This is a genomic window from Bradyrhizobium sp. WYCCWR15520, assembly GCF_056174665.1.
The window spans coordinates 38,214-52,932 of the sequence record NZ_JBWBWM010000006.1 but is presented as its reverse complement, the minus strand read 5'-3'; the positions used below and the strand labels follow the sequence as shown (position 1 = coordinate 52,932).

The window sequence follows — 14,719 nt, the reverse complement described above, 5'->3', positions numbered from 1 at the left end:
TCGCGCCCGAACTGCCCTCTTCAGCTTGTTCCCGCAACATGTGTTGCGTGTGCGTGCGTGATGAGGTGCGTTGATGCGTTTTGTTTCCTGGGGGATTGTTGCCGCTTGCGGCTTGTTACTGGCAGGTCCGGCGGCGAAGGCTGCCGAAATCCGTGTTCCGGACCTGCCTTCGCCCTCCTATAACTGGACCGGGTTTTATGCCGGCATCTATGGCGGTGGCGGATATGCGGCGTGGGCGGCCGATTACTGCCGAAACGGTGCTTGCCGTCATGCGGAGGGGCAGGCGAGCGGCTTCGCCGTCGGCGTGTACGGCGGCTACAATTATCAATTCGCCAACCGGTTCGTGATCGGCGGCGAGTTCGAGTGGGGCAAGTCCTCCTCGTCACGGGACGAACTGATCTTTGGCGACAGCGTCTTGCTGTCGAGCTTCGGCGCGTTCGGTGGGGCTCGCCTGCGCGCCGGCTACGCGTTCGACCGCCTGCTGGCGTACGGCGCCGTCGGTGTCGGCGTGGCCAGCATCGGCAATGGCTATCGCTATACGGTGCAGAAGGGTTGCGACACCGTGCAGGAAATGATCTGGGACGAACAGGTCAAGGCCGGGCTGATCGCGGGCGCCGGCATCGAGTATGCCTTTACCAAGCATTTCGTCGGGCGCGGCGAATATCTCTACGCCGATTATGGCAGCGTGACGCTGTCCAGCCGGGACCGCACGCGAACTGAATTCCGCAACGAGATGCACCTCGTGCGCGTCGGCGCCAGTTATCGGTTCTGATACTCCGCTCAAGGAGATCCGGCGGCGATCGGCGGCCGGATCATCCTTCTCAAATGCATTATGGTCGGTGCGGCGCGGTGATCGCCTTGCGGATCGCGGCGAGTGGCGCGGTGTCGTCGAATTCAATATCTTCGCCAATCCGCTTCAATCCGAGATCGCGCCAGAGCGCAGCAAGGTCCGGTGTCACCGGCTTCGGCCCCATCTCGTTGTGCAGCCGCGTTAGCACGTCGACGCCGACGGCCTTGTCGGCTGTTGCAAGAATGCGCTCGATCGGCCAGCTCTGCTCGTGATTGCCGCCGGCGGCGAGCACGCCGCGCATGGCGTCCTGCAGACCGAGGCGATTACCCGTCGCTTTGCGGATTTCGATATCGGCGAGCAGGCAGAACATCGCGCCGCCCCAATATTTCCGTCCCCAGGTAGGAGTGTTGTCGAGGCCCTCATCGCCGGCCTGCGGCAGGCCCTTCGGCATGTCGCGCATCATCGCCTGCCAGATTTCCTGCGCGGAGAGGTCGCCGGCCTGCACCCGCGCGACCGGCTCGACATAGACGGCGAGACCCTCCGACAGCCACGCGTAGCGGGCGGGAATGTCGGGCAGGGCGGTATGCACCATCTCGTGCACCATCACCCAGTCGCGCCGCAGCACGTCCTCGGTGGAATCGCGGCCGAGCGGAATGCGAATGGCGGCGCCGCGATAGCCCCAGGTCGTGCCGCCGCGAATGCGCCCGCCATCGACGGGCACGAGCAGCAGCCGCAGCGAGTTGACGGGAAAACCCCCGTAATAGGTCGAGACGGCCCGGGCCGACATCCTGATCCAGTCGAGCAATTTTTCCCTCGGTAGCGCCATGTCGCCCGGCGCGAACGCGACATGGATGGTGCCGCCGCCTATCTCGAGGTCGGTCCGGGGCAGCCGCTCGAACGCGTCGTAGGGCATGCGGTCGCCGCGCATATATTCCGATTGCGCGGCGGCGCGGAACGAAACCGTGCCTGCCAGCATCGCGGCGATGACAGCGGCGGCAACGCTCCAGCGAAGAGCGCCGTCGGCCTTCATCGCAGCACGGCTTGGGCCCCGGCCGAATGGTGCTCGCCGGGCCCTTGCGCCATGAACGCGGCGGCCTGTTCGTGGAGGTCGTCAAGGATGGCGGCGAGCAAGGCTTCGCCCTTGGCCGCAGTCGCCCGCGTCGGATCGCCATAGCAGCCGGAGCGGCTGTAGTTCGGCGAATTCGGATCAGACGGGGTCAATGCGCCCGGCGTCTCCTGGATCAAAGCGGGGCTGGCTTCGGCGCGCGCCATGTCAACGAGATGCGGCGCCATCGCCAGCATCAGCGAGGTCTCCAACTCGTCCGCATGGCTGCCATGGCCTTGCTCGGCCAATTGCCTCGCCACGCGCGGATAGCGCGGACCCTCATGGATCCATAAATGCCTGATCCGTTCGCCGTCGAGGCGCCCGAGGGCGCGATCGACAGGGGCCAGGGTGCTGATCCCGGTATTGAGCACGAGCAGCTTTGGGCAGCCGCTGCCAAGAATCTGGCCTGCAATTTCGCGCACAAAGGCCTCGAAGGTTGAAATCGACAGGCTGCTGCTGCCGGCATAGTCGGTGAAGGCGGGATAATGACCATAGGTCAGCGTCGGCCAGACCAGCGCGTCGATTTTTTCCGCCATCCTGGCTGCGAGCCATTCGGCCTGAATGCGATCGGTATTGAGGGGGAGGTGGAAGCCGTGCTGCTTGGCGGCAGCGCCAATCGGCAATATCGCCACCGCGCCATCACCGATGCGCCGCGCGACATCGTCCCAATGCATGCGCTCGATGAAATGGCGATCGGTGTCACTTCCCATTCGCCGAGCGCTCCTCTTCATGAACCGACGGAAACATCCGTCAAAAGTCCCGCCGTGATCCAGCCGTGCAGATAGCCCGCGCCGCGGCCCGCCGCGCTGTCGGGATCGTCATAGGTCGCGAGCATTTCGCAGAGCACGCCGAATGGAATACCGTTCTTGGCCTCATCCCACATCATCGCCTCTTCCGCCGAAAGCTCGCGGAACATCGGCGTGACGTCCTGGCGCCAGATCAGGAGATGCGCAGGTCGCTCCAGTCCGACCGCGTCGGGCGGCGTTTCCTCGTTCTTGAGCGCGAGCCAGATCGCAGATGCGTTGGTCGCGAGGTCTAGCCTGGATGCACTGGGATGCGGCTGGAATCTGAGGCCCGACCATGCTTCGGGCGCAAAGCCCGCCATGTCGCTCAGCTCGACGACCCTGCCTTCCGCGGCGTCGAAGGCGTCGTTGAGCGCCTTTTCGAGCGCGGCGAGATCGGACAATTCGGGATGCTCGGCGTAGGGCGCGGTCGATTTCAAAAACGCCGGCAGGCCTTGCGAGAACCAGCGCAGGTTCGGGTGCTCGGACGGGCGCGCCTTGACGTAAGCGTGCCCCATCTCGTCGAACATTTCGTCGCCGAGATAAAGATGCAGCAACTCGTGGTCATTGCGCATGGCCTCGACCAGCCGCGAACCATAGGCATAGCGATAGACCCCGAACAGCGCCTCGCGTTTCTCCCGCGGGCTGTCGAGGATATCTGCCAGCACCGCATCGTCGCCATCGAGGATGCCGCGCTGGAATTCGGCCTGCTGTCGGGCGAAATCGCTCATACCGCGCGGCTGCCTGCCGGCAATATCTGCTCGGCCATTTTGCGGGTCCTGACAACCTCGCGCACAAGTTCGTCGAGCGGCGGAATGTTGTCGTCGCGCTCGATCATGGTCGAGACCCGGCCGAAGCGTTTCAGCGCCGCGGCATAGAGATCCCAGACGTCCTCGCACACCGGATGGTCGTGGGTGTCGATGATATGGGTGCCCATATGGCTGTGGCCGGCCATGTGAAACTGCACCACCCGATCCGCCGGAATGCCGTTGAGGAAGGTCATGGGATCATAGCCGTGGTTGAAGGCGCTGACATAGACGTTGTTGACGTCGAACAGCAGCCAGCATCCGGAGCGGCGCGACAATTCGGACAAAAATTCCCATTCCGTCATTTCGGAATTGTTGAACTGCACGTAGGTCGAGACGTTTTCGAGCACGATGGCGCGGCCAAGAAAATCCTGCACCAGTTGCACGCGGCTGACGACGTGATCGAGCGCTTCCTTGGTGTAGGGAATCGGCAGGAGATCATGCAGGTTCTTGCCGTGCACGCCGGTCCAGCACAGATGGTCCGACACCCATTTCGGTTCGACGCGCTTGGCGAGATCCTTCAAGCCTTGCAGATATTCGAAATTCGGCGGTGCGGTGGAGGCGATCGACATCGACACGCCGTGCATCACCACAGGATAGCGTTCGCAGATCCGGTCCAGCGTGCGCAGCGGCTGGCCGCCGGGCAGCATGTAGTTTTCGCTGATGACCTCGAACCAGTCGATCGGCGGATTACCGCTGAGAATTTCGTCGTAATGCTGGTGGCGCAGGCCGAGGCCGAAGCCGAGGAAGGGCGGCTTGGCCGATGTCGCCGGACCGTCTGCAAGCGCGGCCGCAGGAGTATCTGGCAATCTGCTTGCGACGTTCATCTCGTCTCCGCTCGAACCGGCAGCCAAACGGGGCGGCGTGTCTTTCAACCTAGCATGGATGCGAGGCCCGGCCTACACCGGGCCTCGACGGGGATCATGACCTAGGACGGCATGAACTTACCCTTGGCGGCGTCGCACTTTTCCTTGGTCATGGCCGAGAAGCCCTGACCCTTGCAGGCGTTCTGGCCCTTGCAGGCGTTTGCGCTGCCCTTGCAGGCGCTCTGGCCCTTGCAGGCATTGGCGCCGACGCACTTGCCCTCGCCGGCAGCGTAGGTCACGGTCGACACGGTGGTGCCGGCCAGGAACAGGGTGGCAGCGGCTGCGGCCAGTACGGCGCCGGACTTGGGAGTCATCTTCATTGTATCCTCCATAGGAAATGTGAGGGTGCACCGCCCGCAAGCAGCGATAGCTCCAGCCGACAAACGGCACCCGGAGAGAGCTACGCAGCGGGTTTGAATTTTGTTACACCCGGGGCCGATTGTATTTTAGCCGCGGGGCCGAAACAATGAGGGCCCGGCAGTGCCGAGCCCTCCTGGTATCTGGTCCGTTCGATCAACCCTTGACGAACTTGGCGCCCTGGGCGGCGCAAGCCTTCTCGGAGGTCATCGAGAAACCGGTGCCCTTGCAGGCGTTCTGGCCCTTGCAGGCGTTGGCCGAGCCCTTGCAGGCGCTCTGGCCCTTGCAGGCATTGCCGGCCATGCACTTGCCCTGGGCCGCGTTCGCAGGCGTCGACACCGTCGACACCACCGAGCCGGCGAGGAACAGCGTGGCGGCGGCAGCGGCGAGCGTCGCACCGGATTTGGAATTCAACTTCATGACGATCTCCTCGATCATTGTTTGAAGACAACACGCCGCAAGCATCCGCTGATCGCCCGATCACGGACCCTCACAACGCAAGCGATGTGACGGATGGCAATCGGGTCGCGGGTTGCTTGCTGGAAACCGTCAAGCGTCCGTGACCGAGTGCGCATCCGAAAACCAGCTACGGGGCATCGGGCGATTTGGTTACAGAGTTTCAAAAGAAAATTTTCTTTTTTTGCGGTTGGACATTCCGTGGATCTCTAACCCCGAGCAGCCTGAGAGTATTTCGTTTGCGCGCTGCGCTGTCTGCGAGCGCGCCGCGCAGAAAGCGCCGCGCTTCAACAGATTAGGCGTGATGCGCGAGATTAGGCGTGACGCGCGCTGAATTGCATTGCACAATGGAATTCGGTCGGCCTATCCGCGCGCCGGCTTCAGCTTCGCCATCTGCGCGACCGTTGCGCGCAACTCCTCGGCATTGAAGGACGGAAACGAGCAGATCCGGTTGCTGCAGGCGAAGGCCGCGGGTTCGCCGAGATCGGGATACTCTACGTCCGGGTTGGGCAGCTTACCCTCGCGCGGATCAAGCCATTCCAGGCGCTTGTAGCGGGCCGGCAGCGCGCGGGCCAGGGCATGCAGGCTTTTCGCGCGGGCGTCGTCCTTGTGTCCGACGATCGTCATGTGGGTCGGCTCCACCGCGAGTTCTTCGTCGGCGAGCAGAACGCCGGGCAGGGGACGCATCATCCCGGCCGAGGCGCTGGCAAGATAACGCATCGCATGCGCGGCCTGCTCGCGATAGGCATCAACGCCGAAGTAGCGGTTGAGCAGGTTCATGAACCTTGCGACCTGCACCTGGTCTTCGATCAGCTTCGCAGGCTTCGCAAGCACGCCGGTCTTGCCTTCCGCGGTCTTCGAGGTCACGAAGCCGCCGGCCTCGTCCCGGAAGGTTGCGACGAAATCGCCGGCCTTCGCGGCTGATGTGAGCCAGTCGCGATTTCCCGTGGCAGCATAGAGATCGAGGAAGGCCTGGCCCATCGCCAGCGTGTCGCCGATGAACGGCCCGCCGCGATCCTTTTCGCCATGGCGGAAGCCGCCTTCCGGCAGTGCACGGTTTTCGATCACCCATTTCGCCGCGCGCTCGGCGATCGCCAGCGCCTTGGCGTCGTTGGTGACGTTGTAATAAGCCGAAAGCCCCGAGATCGCCCAGCCGTTTTCGCGTGCGTACAGGTTCTTGTCGATGCGCGGCATGCCGAGCTTGCGGCGCTCGCGGTCCGACAGCGCGTAGTATTTATGACCGTCGGTATCGTGATCGAGATCGGCGTCCTGGCTGACATAGAACGCACCCTCGGGGCTCGTCAGAAATTGCGCGAGATAGCGTTCGATATTGCGTGCGGCGGCAAGGTATTTCGGATCCTTCCACAGCGCGTAGGCCTGGCTGTATTGCCTGAGATACTGCGCCTGGAACGACATGATCTTTTCGAAATGCACGCGGGTCCAGGAGCCGCCTTCGGAATACTGGTATACGCCGCCCCAGACCGGATCGATCAGCGCAATGGCGGCATCCAGCGTCTGCCGGGCACGCTTGGCCGCAATGGTGTCGCCGGCCTCGGCGCGGGTGATCGCCAGATCCATGCTGTCGGCGTCGATGTATTTCTGGTTCTCGCCCCAGCCGCCGAGCTTTTCCTCGTAGGACTCGTCGACATTCTTTGTCAGCGCGGCGCGCTGCTCCTTGTCGAGGAAGGCGGAGCTGGATGGCTTCACCTCAAAGGCTTCGCCGACCGACGGCCCCGGCGTGGGATCATCGATGATCGCCTTGAGCAGCGCCTGCATTCGTTCCGGCTCGATGTATCCCCTGATCTTGGCGATCTCGGTGCCATCAGGGCCGAACACAATGGTCGCCGGCCAGCCCCAGTCGCCATAGCGGCTCGACAGGTCTGGATTGGCGTCCTGGTCGACCCGCACCGGCAGATACTTTTCCGCCAACAATTCCCTAACCTTGGGATCGGCGTAGGTCGTCTTCTCCATCACGTGGCACCAGTGGCACCACACCGCCTCGAGATCGAGGATGACGAAACGCTGTTCGGCCTGCGCGCGGGCGAACAGATCGTCGTTCCATTCGCTCCATTTCGGCCCGTCCGCGGCGAGCGACGGAGAGGCGGCGAGGACGAAGGCGACAATGCGGACGAATTTCATGATGGCTCCCGGAAGGGCTGGCGTTTTTTTTCGAGCTACGCAGGCGGCAGGATCCGGGCTCAGCCTTTCGCCGATGTCACGGCATTGTGAGCGCCTTCGACGGGTCGCGGTGACCGCTGGCATTCACCAGCAGCCGGTCCAGCGAGGCGGCGCCGGGACCTGCAATGGCGAGCCACATGAAGGCGGCGAAGTAGGTCGCCTCCTCGAAGCCGAGCAGCGTCTCCAGTGAATCGACATCGCCCCATTTTGCCGACCTGATGGCGACGACCATGACCACCGCCAGCATTGCGGCCGGAATGCGTGTGAACAGGCCGACGATCAGCATCGCGCCGCCGAAAAATTCGACGCCAGCCACGAAGGGGGTGAGTATCCCAGGAAACGGTATGCCCCAGCCGATAAAGTTTTCGGTCACCTGCGTCAGGTTGTTGAGCTTGCCCCAGCCGGCCAGCATGAAGGTGTAACCGACGATCAGCCGCATGATCAGCGGTCCGGCCCAGGAAAAATGCGACGCGATCTGAGCGGGCAACAGGATAAGAAGATTGATGATAAAATTCATGCGACCTCCCCTCTAGGTATTTGTCGTGACGGGGCCGCCGGCCTGCAGTCTCCGTCAATCCGGCGCGCTCGAAAGTGCCGCGCGAAATCCGGCTCCGACAGCAATTTCGCAGGCGACCGCCCGCTTGTTACGGAGCCTCAGCCGAAATTTTGCAGGGCCGGGAAAGTCTCGAGCAGCCAGATGCTGATGCTGGAGACGGCGCCGGTCAGGAAGCCGATGCCGGTGATGACCATCAGGACGCCCATGGCCTGCTCGACCTTGCCGAGATGCCGCTTCATCCGCGCAAACAGCGAGGAGAACTGTTCGATCATGAAGGCCGCCAGCAGGAACGGGATTCCAAGCCCGGCGGAATAGACCGCCAGCAGGCCCGCGCCCTTGGCGACGGTGGCCTCGGCCGCTGCTATCGACAGGATCGCCGCCAGAATGGGGCCGATGCAGGGCGTCCAGCCGAACGCAAAGGCGAGCCCCATGGCATAGGCGCCCCACAGCCCGACCGGCTTCGGCATCTGCATCCGGCCCTCGCGCATCAGCAGCCCGATCCGGGTCAGGCCGAGGAAATGCAGGCCCATGATGATGATCACGATGCCGGCCAGGATCGAAAGCTCTGCCGACCAGGCGCGGATCAGGCTGCCGATCAGCGAGGCGCTGGCGCCGAGCGCCACGAAGACGGTGGAAAAGCCAAGCACGAACATCAGCGCCGAAGCCATCACCGCGCGCTTGGAGGCCTGCGTCGGTCCGTCATTGGCGACATGCTCGATGGTCGCGCCGGTGAGATAGATCAGATAGGGCGGCACCAGCGGCAGAACGCAAGGAGACAGGAAGCTGACGAGACCGGCAATCAGGGCCGCCGGGATGGAAACATCGTGCATTGCATGACCTTCGAGAATTGCCACAAGGCATAGCGCCGTCCTGACATGTACGGAACAGCCAATCGCGAAGTTTCGTCGTCATTACGGCTCAACTGCGGTCACAGAGCCGTGTCCGGGGCGCCGAAATGGCCTCGCGGCTGAAACAGGCGCTGGTATGGTCTCGTAAGGCCGGTAACGGCCCGCGAACAGGACCCCCACATGCGCCTCGGCATCCGCACCGCCATTTCCGCCCTCGTGCTGACGTCCATCGTCGTCAGCGCCGTCGGCGTGCATTTGTTGTGGTGGCGCACGGCTCACCAGGTCAGCCAGACGCTCGCCAACACCATCAACGACCAGATCGTTTCGGCAGTGGGCGACGAATTGCAGTCGGTCACGACGGAGGCGCGTTCTTCCATGATGGCGGTGCGGACGCTGCTGGCCGAAAAAGTGTTCGACCCGCGCGATGCCCGGAAACGCGAAGTCGTATTCCGGTCGCAATTGCTGTCGCAGCCGACCATCTCCTGGGTGGCGTTCGGATGGCCGGACGGCTCGTTCTTTGCCGGGCACAAGCTCGGCAACAACGTCATCGAGATGCTCGAGATCTCGCCCGACCGCAACATGCGCATCAACCGCTACGAATTCGTCGGCGACGAGCTCAAGCTCAAGGCAAGCTGGTTCGAAGACACCGACTATTCCCTGACGGAGCAGCAATGGTTTCGGGTCGTCAGGGAGACCAATGACGAACACTGGTCGACGCTGACGACGCATCCGCGCGGAGACCGGCTGGCGGCGGCTTTCTCGGCGCCGGTCGAGATCGACAAGAAGCCGGCAGGTGTCGTCGCCATCATCATCGAACTGACCCGCGTCTCGAATTTCCTGTCGCAGCTCACGGTCGGCAAATCGGCGGGCGCCTTCATTCTCGAGCGGGACGGCAAGGTGGTGGCCTCGCCCGATCCCGATGCCAGCGAACTGGTGGCGCTGAAGACCGATCATCCGCTGTTTCCGGTCGCGGTCGAGGCAATCCGAAACGCCGGCAGCGCCTACGAACCCGGCGAAGGGCAGCCGTTCAATACGACGGTGACGCGGGACGGCAAGGCCTATCAGGCGGTGATCACGCCAATTTCGTTTCCAGGCTGGTCGCTGGTGACCGTGGTGCCGGAATCGGAATTTCTCGGACCGGTCCAGATGACGATCCGGAACTTGCTGATCGGCCTTGCGGTGCTGATCGTCTTTGCCGGGCTATTGTCGGCCTGGCTCGCCCAGCGGCTGATCGCAGCGCCCCTGATCAAGGTGGTCAACGAGATCAGGCATGTCGAGCGCTTCGATCTCGACAAGGTGCAACGGCATCCGTCGCGATTGACCGAGATCGGCAATCTTTCGGGCGCGATCGGCGACATGGCGCAGGGACTGGCGGCGTTTCGCAAATACATTCCCGCCGACCTCGTCAAGCGCCTGATCAGCGACGGCAACGGCGCGCGGCTAGGCGGCGCGGTGCGGCCGATGAGCGTGATGTTCATCGATCTCGCCGGCTTCACCGGCATGTCGGAGCGGCTCGGCGACCGCATCATTCCACTGCTGTCGCGCTATTTCGACTGCGTTTCGGCGCAGATTCAAAATCAGAACGGCACCATCGACAAATTCATCGGCGATGCCGTGATGGCGTTCTGGGGCGCGCCATCGCCCAATCCCGATCACGCCGTCGATTGCTGCCGCGCCGCGCTGGCGTGCCGGCGCGCGGTGGAGGAGGCCGGTCTCGTCGATGACCACGGCCAGAGCGTCAGGATCCGCATCGGCATCAACTCCGGCGACATGCTGGTCGGCAATATCGGGTCGGAAGTGCGGCTGAACTACACCGTGATCGGCGATGCCGTGAATATCGCCAGCCGCCTGGAAAGCACCAACAAGACGTACGGCTCCACGATCATCATCGGCCCCGAAACGCGAAGGCTCGCGGGGAAGAGCATCGTGGTCCGCGAGCTCGACCGGCTGGCGGTCTATGGCCGCGCGGGTGGACTGCAGATCTATGAATTGCTTGGTATGGCCGGTGAGTTCGATGGCAAGCTCGATTGGGTAACTTCCTATGAGGCCGGCCTCGCTGCCTGGCGCGCGGGCGACTTCATGGCCGCGATCGATGGCTTCGAGAAGGCGCTGGAGGTCCGCAAGGACGATGCCGCCTCATCCCTGATGATTGAACGGTGCCGCCAGCAGGTTGAAAATCCCACCGGCGAGGATTGGGACGGCACGACGGTCGCGCGGAGCAAGTAGGCAGCGGGGCCACCACCTTGCACGCGGCGCAGGGCTTGGCCATAGATGCACTTGCCGTGACTGCATGCCGCAGCGATCGACAAGGAAGTTGCCAATGTTGAAAGTCCTGCTGACCCATACGCCGCAGGCGCGCGCGCAGTATTACGGCGAGCGCAGCCTCAGGGGGCTTCAGGCCATCGCGCAGGTGAAACTGCACGAAGCAAACGACGCGCTCGACGCCGCCGGTCTGATCGCGGCGGCTGATGACGTCGATATCATCGTCGCCGACCGGCTCACCGCGGGTCCCGGCGAGATATTTCCTAAACTTCCGAAACTGCGAGCGTTCGTTCGCTGCGCTGTCGATATCCGCAATATCGATGTCGACGCCGCATCCGCCGCCGGTGTCCTCGTCACGCGGGCCGGACCCGGCTTCGTCCAGTCGGTCGCCGAGCTCGCGCTCGGCTTCATGGTCGATCTGTCGCGCGGCGTATCGCGCGCCACCGCCGACTATCATGCCGCCTGCAAACCCGAAATCATCATGGGCCGGCAACTGGCCGGCAGCCGGCTCGGCATCATCGGCTACGGCAGCATCGGCCGTTACCTCGCCGACATCGCCAAGGTGCTGGGCATGGAGATCATGGTCGCCGATCCTTATGCCGCCGTCGGCGACGCCGCCATCCGGCATGTGCCGCTCGACGATCTCTTGGCGCGCGCCGACTACGTCGTCTGCCTCGCTGTCGCCAACGAGCAAACCGAAAACCTGATCGGGCAGGCGGCGCTGGCGCGCATGCAGCCGCATGCCTTCTTCATCAACCTGTCGCGGGGCAATCTCGTCGACGAGGCGGCGTTGGCGGCGGCATTGCGCGACAACCGCATCGCCGGCGCCGCGATGGATGTCGGCCGCGCGCTGGACCAGATGCCGTCGCCGGAGCTCGCCAAACTGCCGAACGTCATCGCCACGCCACACATCGGCGGCCTGACGCCGCCGGCGATCGAGAGCCAGGCGCTGGAGACGGTGAAGCAGGTCGAGGCGATTGTTGCGGGAGAGGTGCCGGCCGGCGCGGTGAATGCAGAGCGGTGGAGGCGGACGGCAGCTAGCGAAAGTGCGTGAGGAATTCCGTCAATCGAGTTTGCTTCGCGATCGAGATTTCACCAGCGGCTTACCGTAGCCCGTGCGCCGAATCCGAAGCAAGTACGGTACTATTATTGCAACCTCCTGCTTAAAGCAAAATAATCCCTGCCCCAGTTGCCTGACAATTTTTTGGAAGCATAGTGATCTGGCTCACACGCGCGCCTTAGGAGTGCCGCCTAGATTGCATTTCGCCTGATAGAGCATGAACATGGCTGCGAAACGCAAGAACGCCGACTTGTGGCGCTCCGGCATTGTCGCCTGCACGATCGACGGCGATGTCTCGTCCTTGAACTTATCAATGAGGCGATCCACTCACTCAATGAGCCTTTTGCCCTTACCAGCCGTCACATTGATGCAGATCAAATGCAAGGCAACTTACAGGCTATTCAACAGCTGAACGCCGACGACGAGACCGTGGCCGGGGTAGGTTAGACAAGGTCAACTATAGTCAGAGCGAAGAGGAGGTGGTCATGACGGGCAATACGGGAAACACAGGCAACACGGGTAACACGGGTAACACGGGCAATACCGGCAATACCGGCAACGCCGGCATGAACGGCGACTCAGGCGGTGGCTGGACTTTGCCCGACCGGGCGGACTTTCCGTTTGCCACGGAGACCCCGAGTACCACGCCGCTCGGGAAACTTTTGCGTCAGGTTTACATTCAGGATGCAACAACCAGTGGCGCGCCTAAGAAGGTTCGGTTTGCCACCGCCGCAACAACGGGCGGCTTCGACGTTAGCTTCGATGATCGCAACTGGGCAGGGCGCTGGTTCGCGTGGCGCGTTCTGAAGCAATTCGCATCCACCAATTGGGCCACACAGGCCCTAAACGACCAGCTCGCTCAAATCCTGCTCAACCTCAACAACGCTGCCGCCGTTGGCAAGACCTTTCAGCAGGTGGAATACGAAAGGCTGTTCAACATGGCGCGGGACGAACGAGCGTCGGCCTTGGGCGAGATCCTGACCCAGGATGTCGAATTCATCACGGCCTTCATGGAGGCGCTCGCCATGAAGCCAGGATCCCACTTCCGCACCTTCCGCGTCCTGCACATTGCCAGTTTGATTGGTTCATTTGCGGCCCTGCACTTCAAGGACGTCTTTGATCGGCCGCGGCCCTCCTGGGAGATTCCGGGCTTGATGCCGCCGGTGACAGTTCCGGGGCATTCGTCGTTTCCCAGCGGACACGCGACGCAGGCTTACCTGATGGCCAAATGCATGCAGCTGGTCTTCTCAATTTCTCCCAATGTGCCGGCGGCTCACCTGACAACGCTCAACGATACGCTGTCCGCGCTGGCCCAGCGTGTGGCGCGCAATCGCGAGATTGCCGGGCTTCATTATCCAAGCGACTCGCAGGCCGGGAGCGCTCTGGCGGACGCGGTTTACAACAAACTGTCGGAACTAAATGCGGGCGGCGACCCCAGCAAACCCGGCGACTACAAGATCGGAAAGTTCGGCAGAGCCGTCGTCAGGGCGGCCATGGACGATTGGAAGCTGAATTGATCGGGGAGGGACCCATGAAGTTGCCGCCATTTGTGATCGATGCACTGGCAGAACTGCGCAAGAGGACGAAATTTCTGCCGCTACCGGGGCCAACATTCGATCCATTGAAGGCCTCCGCCGAGGAGCTACGGTATTTCGGGCTTCCCGTTCCTGATGACTATCCGCCCGGATCGCCCGGCAACATCGCCCGGTCGAACTTTCTTACCGGGCCCGAACCGGGCAAGCCGGTGCAATTCATCCCGGCTGTGAGTGATGATGCCTATCCTTATTCGCAGTATCTCGCGACGATCAGCTTGGCTGTGCCGGGCCATCCATGGCCCGCGACGGGAAGCAATAACTGGTCTGGCGGCTTCGTTACGCCGAGGGGCGGTGACAACATTACCTTCGTGGAGGGGAGCTGGACCGTGCCTACGGTTGCTGCACCGGCGGTGGGGGCGGACCCTGAGTACTATAGCTCGACCTGGATAGGGCTGGATGGGCAACGATCCTACCGCGATTCGACTCTGCCGCAGATCGGGACGATGCAGGTCTTTACAAGAGCATCCGGAGCCGCAACCTACTTGGTCTGGTATCAGTGGTGGGCGAAGGGCCCGCCCATGCCATGGCATCCTCTGAATTTGCCGGTGGCGGCTGGCCACGAGTTCTACGCCAGCTTGACGGTGCTTGATCCAACGACGGTACGCTTGCACATCAAAAACGTTACCTTGGGCGGGATCCTACAAGTAATCGACGTCTCCGCGCCAACGGGATACCTTGTCTCGGGGGCGACGGCCGAATGGATCATGGAACGGCCCACTCCTTTGCAGGGGGGCGACCCCTGGTACCCCTATCCGCTGCCGGCCTACGGGGATTTTTCCTTCACGGGTTGTCGCGCCGAATCCACGGCACCGGATGGTTCGGGGCCGACGTCGATCGATCTGGAGTTGGCCCGACTGATCCGCATGAACGAGATTACCAAAGCGCCGCCCGGCGTCCGGATCATCTCGGTTGCCAAGAAGACGCTGATGCCCTCGCAACAGCTGGACTTGCGATACACGGGTCCTTGATTACCAATCAGGGTAGCGCGTTGGAGCATGTAGGATCGTTGGACGGTAGGGCCAGAGTGACGGATAGGGGGATAAAGGGCAACGAAACCA

15 protein-coding genes are annotated in these 14,719 nt (G+C 62.7%); 5 read left to right on the top strand and 10 right to left on the bottom strand.

From position 1 onward, the window contains the following. The first annotated feature begins 73 nt into the window (after positions 1 to 73). A complete protein-coding gene (locus tag AC0QUY_RS08425; protein ID WP_475386491.1) occupies positions 74 to 772 on the top strand; it encodes an outer membrane protein in 699 nt (232 codons plus the stop codon). A gap of 58 nt (positions 773 to 830) precedes the next feature. Here the strand turns inward: AC0QUY_RS08425 and AC0QUY_RS08420 are convergent, their stop codons facing one another. The 9 genes from AC0QUY_RS08420 to AC0QUY_RS08380 all read right to left on the bottom strand — a co-directional run bounded on the left by AC0QUY_RS08420 (position 831) and on the right by AC0QUY_RS08380 (position 8,726). Next, positions 831 to 1,820 carry a hypothetical protein gene (locus AC0QUY_RS08420; RefSeq protein WP_475386490.1) on the bottom strand — a complete coding sequence of 330 codons (990 nt, stop codon included), beginning with the start codon at positions 1,818 to 1,820 and terminating at the stop codon, positions 831 to 833. Further along, positions 1,817 to 2,605 carry a creatininase family protein gene (locus AC0QUY_RS08415; protein WP_161849426.1) on the bottom strand — a complete coding sequence of 263 codons (789 nt, stop codon included), beginning with the start codon at positions 2,603 to 2,605 and terminating at the stop codon, positions 1,817 to 1,819. The genes AC0QUY_RS08420 and AC0QUY_RS08415 overlap by 4 nt, the downstream gene beginning before the upstream one ends. 17 nt (positions 2,606 to 2,622) lie before the next feature. After that, positions 2,623 to 3,408 (bottom strand): HvfC/BufC N-terminal domain-containing protein, encoded by a 786-nt coding sequence (locus AC0QUY_RS08410; RefSeq protein WP_161849425.1) that lies wholly within the window; start codon positions 3,406 to 3,408, stop codon positions 2,623 to 2,625. Beyond that, positions 3,405 to 4,310 (bottom strand): MNIO family bufferin maturase, encoded by a 906-nt coding sequence (bufB, locus tag AC0QUY_RS08405; RefSeq protein ID WP_475386489.1) that lies wholly within the window; start codon positions 4,308 to 4,310, stop codon positions 3,405 to 3,407. Before bufB ends, AC0QUY_RS08410 begins: the two co-directional genes overlap by 4 nt. A 101-nt stretch (positions 4,311 to 4,411) precedes the next feature. After that, positions 4,412 to 4,669, bottom strand: a complete 258-nt coding sequence (gene bufA2 / locus AC0QUY_RS08400) for a BufA2 family periplasmic bufferin-type metallophore (RefSeq protein ID WP_161849423.1) — start codon at positions 4,667 to 4,669, stop codon at positions 4,412 to 4,414. Between the two features lie 193 nt (positions 4,670 to 4,862). Next, the gene (bufA2, locus tag AC0QUY_RS08395; protein ID WP_202639161.1) at positions 4,863 to 5,126 is read right to left on the bottom strand and encodes a BufA2 family periplasmic bufferin-type metallophore; all 264 of its coding nucleotides are present in this window, start codon (positions 5,124 to 5,126) and stop codon (positions 4,863 to 4,865) included. 399 nt (positions 5,127 to 5,525) lie between these two features. Further along, positions 5,526 to 7,301 (bottom strand): thioredoxin domain-containing protein, encoded by a 1,776-nt coding sequence (locus AC0QUY_RS08390; protein ID WP_475386488.1) that lies wholly within the window; start codon positions 7,299 to 7,301, stop codon positions 5,526 to 5,528. 76 nt (positions 7,302 to 7,377) lie between these two features. Further along, positions 7,378 to 7,857, bottom strand: coding sequence for a DoxX family protein (locus AC0QUY_RS08385; RefSeq protein ID WP_475386487.1), 480 nt, complete (start codon positions 7,855 to 7,857; stop codon positions 7,378 to 7,380). A 137-nt stretch (positions 7,858 to 7,994) separates the two neighbouring features. Further along, positions 7,995 to 8,726 (bottom strand): cytochrome c biogenesis CcdA family protein, encoded by a 732-nt coding sequence (locus tag AC0QUY_RS08380; RefSeq protein WP_161849421.1) that lies wholly within the window; start codon positions 8,724 to 8,726, stop codon positions 7,995 to 7,997. 198 nt (positions 8,727 to 8,924) lie between these two features. On the opposite strand from AC0QUY_RS08380, the gene AC0QUY_RS08375 reads away from it, so the two are divergent. Further along, complete coding sequence (locus AC0QUY_RS08375) at positions 8,925 to 10,970, top strand: adenylate/guanylate cyclase domain-containing protein (RefSeq protein ID WP_475386486.1); 2,046 nt, start codon at positions 8,925 to 8,927, stop codon at positions 10,968 to 10,970. A gap of 97 nt (positions 10,971 to 11,067) precedes the next feature. Further along, on the top strand, positions 11,068 to 12,060 hold the full coding sequence (locus AC0QUY_RS08370) for a hydroxyacid dehydrogenase (RefSeq protein ID WP_475386639.1): 993 nt from the start codon (positions 11,068 to 11,070) through the stop codon (positions 12,058 to 12,060). Positions 12,061 to 12,231: 171 nt separating this feature from the next. On the opposite strand, the gene AC0QUY_RS08365 is transcribed toward AC0QUY_RS08370, so the two are convergent. After that, a complete protein-coding gene (locus AC0QUY_RS08365) occupies positions 12,232 to 12,393 on the bottom strand; it encodes a hypothetical protein (protein WP_475386485.1) in 162 nt (53 codons plus the stop codon). A 158-nt stretch (positions 12,394 to 12,551) separates the two neighbouring features. Between AC0QUY_RS08365 and AC0QUY_RS08360 the strand changes: the two genes are divergently transcribed. Both AC0QUY_RS08360 and AC0QUY_RS08355 read left to right on the top strand, forming a co-directional pair. Continuing rightward, complete coding sequence (locus AC0QUY_RS08360) at positions 12,552 to 13,583, top strand: phosphatase PAP2 family protein (RefSeq protein ID WP_475386484.1); 1,032 nt, start codon at positions 12,552 to 12,554, stop codon at positions 13,581 to 13,583. A gap of 14 nt (positions 13,584 to 13,597) precedes the next feature. Further along, on the top strand, positions 13,598 to 14,629 hold the full coding sequence (locus tag AC0QUY_RS08355; RefSeq protein WP_475386483.1) for a G1 family glutamic endopeptidase: 1,032 nt from the start codon (positions 13,598 to 13,600) through the stop codon (positions 14,627 to 14,629). Positions 14,630 to 14,719 lie beyond the last annotated feature (90 nt).

Bases quoted from the DNA above. Each gene is read 5' to 3' on its own strand.
- AC0QUY_RS08425 (WP_475386491.1), top strand. From the start codon at position 74: ATGCGTTTTGTTTCCTGGGGGATTGTTGCCGCTTGCGGCTTGTTACTG.
- AC0QUY_RS08420 (WP_475386490.1), bottom strand. From the start codon at position 1,820: ATGAAGGCCGACGGCGCTCTTCGCTGGAGCGTTGCCGCCGCTGTCATC.
- AC0QUY_RS08415 (WP_161849426.1), bottom strand. From the start codon at position 2,605: ATGGGAAGTGACACCGATCGCCATTTCATCGAGCGCATGCATTGGGAC.
- AC0QUY_RS08410 (WP_161849425.1), bottom strand. From the start codon at position 3,408: ATGAGCGATTTCGCCCGACAGCAGGCCGAATTCCAGCGCGGCATCCTC.
- bufB (WP_475386489.1), bottom strand. From the start codon at position 4,310: ATGAACGTCGCAAGCAGATTGCCAGATACTCCTGCGGCCGCGCTTGCA.
- bufA2 (WP_161849423.1), bottom strand. From the start codon at position 4,669: ATGAAGATGACTCCCAAGTCCGGCGCCGTACTGGCCGCAGCCGCTGCC.
- bufA2 (WP_202639161.1), bottom strand. From the start codon at position 5,126: ATGAAGTTGAATTCCAAATCCGGTGCGACGCTCGCCGCTGCCGCCGCC.
- AC0QUY_RS08390 (WP_475386488.1), bottom strand. From the start codon at position 7,301: ATGAAATTCGTCCGCATTGTCGCCTTCGTCCTCGCCGCCTCTCCGTCG.
- AC0QUY_RS08385 (WP_475386487.1), bottom strand. From the start codon at position 7,857: ATGAATTTTATCATCAATCTTCTTATCCTGTTGCCCGCTCAGATCGCG.
- AC0QUY_RS08380 (WP_161849421.1), bottom strand. From the start codon at position 8,726: ATGCACGATGTTTCCATCCCGGCGGCCCTGATTGCCGGTCTCGTCAGC.
- AC0QUY_RS08375 (WP_475386486.1), top strand. From the start codon at position 8,925: ATGCGCCTCGGCATCCGCACCGCCATTTCCGCCCTCGTGCTGACGTCC.
- AC0QUY_RS08360 (WP_475386484.1), top strand. From the start codon at position 12,552: ATGACGGGCAATACGGGAAACACAGGCAACACGGGTAACACGGGTAAC.
- AC0QUY_RS08355 (WP_475386483.1), top strand. From the start codon at position 13,598: ATGAAGTTGCCGCCATTTGTGATCGATGCACTGGCAGAACTGCGCAAG.